The organism is Streptomyces sp. NPDC058470 (assembly GCF_042721055.1).
GTDB lineage: Bacteria > Actinomycetota > Actinomycetes > Streptomycetales > Streptomycetaceae > Streptomyces.
This window is the reverse complement of the sequence record NZ_JBHXMF010000137.1, coordinates 1-3,176: the sequence shown is the minus strand read 5'-3', so window position 1 is coordinate 3,176 and position 3,176 is coordinate 1. Positions and strand designations below refer to the sequence as shown.

General features: G+C 70.2%; 1 protein-coding gene. It reads right to left on the bottom strand.

The window, feature by feature from the left end; genetic code table 11:
* A partial coding sequence (locus ACFWP7_RS42465) for an amino acid adenylation domain-containing protein (RefSeq protein WP_384393974.1) occupies positions 1–3,176 on the bottom strand: 3,176 nt, incomplete at both ends.

Sequence of the window (3,176 nt, the reverse complement as noted above, 5' to 3'; positions counted from 1 at the left end):
TACATCCGCTCGCCCACACCCGCAAACGGGCACGCCACAAACCGCTCAGCCGTCAACGTCCTGCGGTCGATGTACCCCCGCGCGAGACCGGCCCCCGACACATACAGGTCTGCCGCCACTCCCACCGGCACCGGTCGGAGAGCTTCATCGAGGACGTACACCCCGGTGTTGAACACGGGGGAGCCGATGGCGACTTCGGTGGCCTGCGGTTCGCAGCGCCACAGGGTGGCGTCGACGGTGGTCTCCGTGGGGCCGTACGAGTTGAACATGGTCACGACGGACGCCCAGCGTGCGACGAGTTCGGGTGGGCATGCCTCGCCCGCCACCACGAGGGTGAGGTCCGGTGCGACGGAGTGTTCGTCGAGGGTCGCGAGTACGGCCGGTGGCAGGGCCACGTGCGAGACGGCCTGCTCACTCAACAGCTCCGCCAGCGTCTCACCGGCTCGTCGCTCTTCGGGAATGACGACCAGGGCCGCGCCCGCCAGCAGCGCCATGCAGCACTCCCAGACGAATCCGTCGAAGCTCGGCGAGGCGAACTGGCCGACCCGGCTTGTCGGTCCGACCGCCAGGTGGCGGGCATGTCCCTCGGCAAGGCTCGGGATGCCCTCGTGGGTGACGGCCACGCCCTTCGGGCGTCCTGTCGTCCCTGATGTGTAGATCACGTACGCCGTCTGGTCCGGCCGCGAAGTGACCTCGGGCGGGGTCGTCGGTGCGGCGGCCCATGCGCCGGCCGTTTCCGGTTCGTCGATGTTCAGCACGCGAAGCGTCGGCCCGGCGAAGCCGGCCGTGCGATCGCTGCGCCCCACGACGATGGACGCGCCGCTGTCGGCGAGCATGAACTTCAGCCGTTCGGTGGGGTATTCGGTGTCCAGCGGCAGGTACGCCGCTCCCGCCTTCCACACGCCGAGGACCGCAGAGACAAGGTCCACGCCGCGCGGCAGGCACAGCCCCACCACCGACTCCGCGCCGGCTCCCTGGGCCCGCAGGAGGTGCGCCCACCGGTTCGCGCGGGCATCGAGATCCCCGTACGAGACCTCCGTACCGTCGGCGATCACCGCCACCGCGGCCGGGTCGTGTGCCACCGTCGCCTCGAACAGGGCGGCCGCCGACGTCCTCGGCAGCTCCGCTTCCGTGCGGTTCCACTCCTCGACCACCTGGCGGAGTTCCTCCCCGCCCAGTACGTCCACCGCTGCGAGGCCCTGCTCGGCGTCGCTCTCCAGCGCGGCCAGCAGATTGCCCAGGCAGGTGTGCAGCAGCTCGCACACCGCTTCCGCGTCCACGGGGGCCACGGCGTCGACCGTCAGACCGAAACCGGCCCCGAAGTCCTCCACCGCGACGGCGACCGGGTAGTTGGTCGCCTCCCGCAGATGCACCGTCTTGATGCCCGCTGTGCCCGCCGTGCCCGCGGTACTGGTTGGCTGTTGCGTGTCCTGTTCGCTTCCCTGCGCCTGGGCCGTGGTCTGGTTGTGGCGGTAGTTGAAGATCGAGGTGAACAGAGAACTGTTCCCCGGGAGGCCACTGGCCTGCTGGGCCAGGGCAAGGGGTGCGTGTTCGTGCACCAGCAGTTCCGCCAGCTGGTTGCGCATGCCGGACAGCGCCTCGGCCACAGCGGTCGAGTCGACCCGTACCCGCACCGGCAGAGTGTTGAGGAACAGTCCCGGAACACGTTCCGAGCCGGCGCCCGCGTTCATGCGGCCGAACAGGACCGTTCCGAACACCACGTCGTCACGACCGCTGACCGCCGCCAGTACCCGGGCCCAGGCCACATGGAACACGGTGGCGGGACTCGTCCCGCGCGAGCGCGCCACCTCCCGCACCCTGCGGCTCAGGCCTTCTTCGACAGCCGTCTGGGCGCGTACGACACCGCTTCCGTCGCCCTGGACGTCCAACAGCCCGTACGGCGCTGTCGTCTCCTCCACATCGCCCAGCAACTCGGCGAAGTAGCGCTCGTGTTCCTCCCGTGGCACGCCCAACCGGGCCTGCGCCACGAAGTTCCGGAACGGCAGCGGCTCCGGCAGTGAAGCCTCCTGGCCGGAAAGGTGCGCCCCCAGCTCACCGAGCAGCACGTCCTGCGTGGTGTGGTCCTGCACCAGGTGATGAATGCGCAGCAGGGCGAGCCATCCGTCGCCATCCGGCTCTGCGGCGATCTGGACCCGGATCAGCGGAGCCCTCGTCAGGTCCATCCGTGCCGCACTCACGGCGATCATCTGCTGCACCGGCTCGACGCCCTGAAGGTCGAGCACGAGTTCCTCGACCGGCAACTCCGCCTGCCTCAGCACCACTTGGACAGGCTCGCGCAGCCCCTCCCACACGATCGCCGTACGATAGATGTCGTGCCGCTCCACCGTCCGCCGCAGCGCGGCGAGGAACGCGTCCAACTGCTCCCGGGTGGGGAACCGCACGCCTCTGGACGACGCGTAGACGTCCGAACCGCTGTCCGCCTGCAGCAGGTAGTGGAAGAAGATCCCCTCCTGCAGCGGGGCGAGCGGATACACGTCCGCCACATTCGCGGCGCCACCCGGGACCTGCGCGACGACCCGCGCCACCTCGGCTTCACTCAGGTCGACCAGCGGCAGCATGTCCGGGGTGATCTCGTCCGCGCCATCCGGAATCCGGTTCGGCGGAACGACCACCTGCCGGGGCGCGGCCACCGTGGCGAGGGACGCCGGAGTGGGGGACCGGAAGAACTCCCGCACGGGGACCGAGACTCCACGCGCGCGAAGCTTCGCCACCAGCGTGACGGCGAGCAGGGAGTGCCCGCCCAGGGCGAAGAAATCGTCGTCCACTCCGACCGATGGCAGTCCGAGCACCTCGGCGAACGTCTGGCACAGGATCTCCTCCTGCACCGTCGTCGGCCCCCGGCTCACCGTCATCGCCCCCGCGTAGTCAGGAACGGGCAGCGCCGCGCGGTCGAGCTTGCCGTTGCTCGCCAACGGCAAGCCGTCGAGCACTACGACCGCCGACGGCACCATGTGCTCCGGCAGCCGCTCGGAGGCGAACTCGCCCAGTTCGACGGCCAGTCCGTCCCCTTGGACTCCCTGGTCGGACGCGACGACGTAGGAGACCAGGCGCACATCACCGGGGATGTCCTCGCGGGCCACGACCGCCGCCTGGGCCACCCGCGGATGCGCGGCGACCACAGCCTGCACCTCGCCCGGCTCGACCCGGAACCCCCG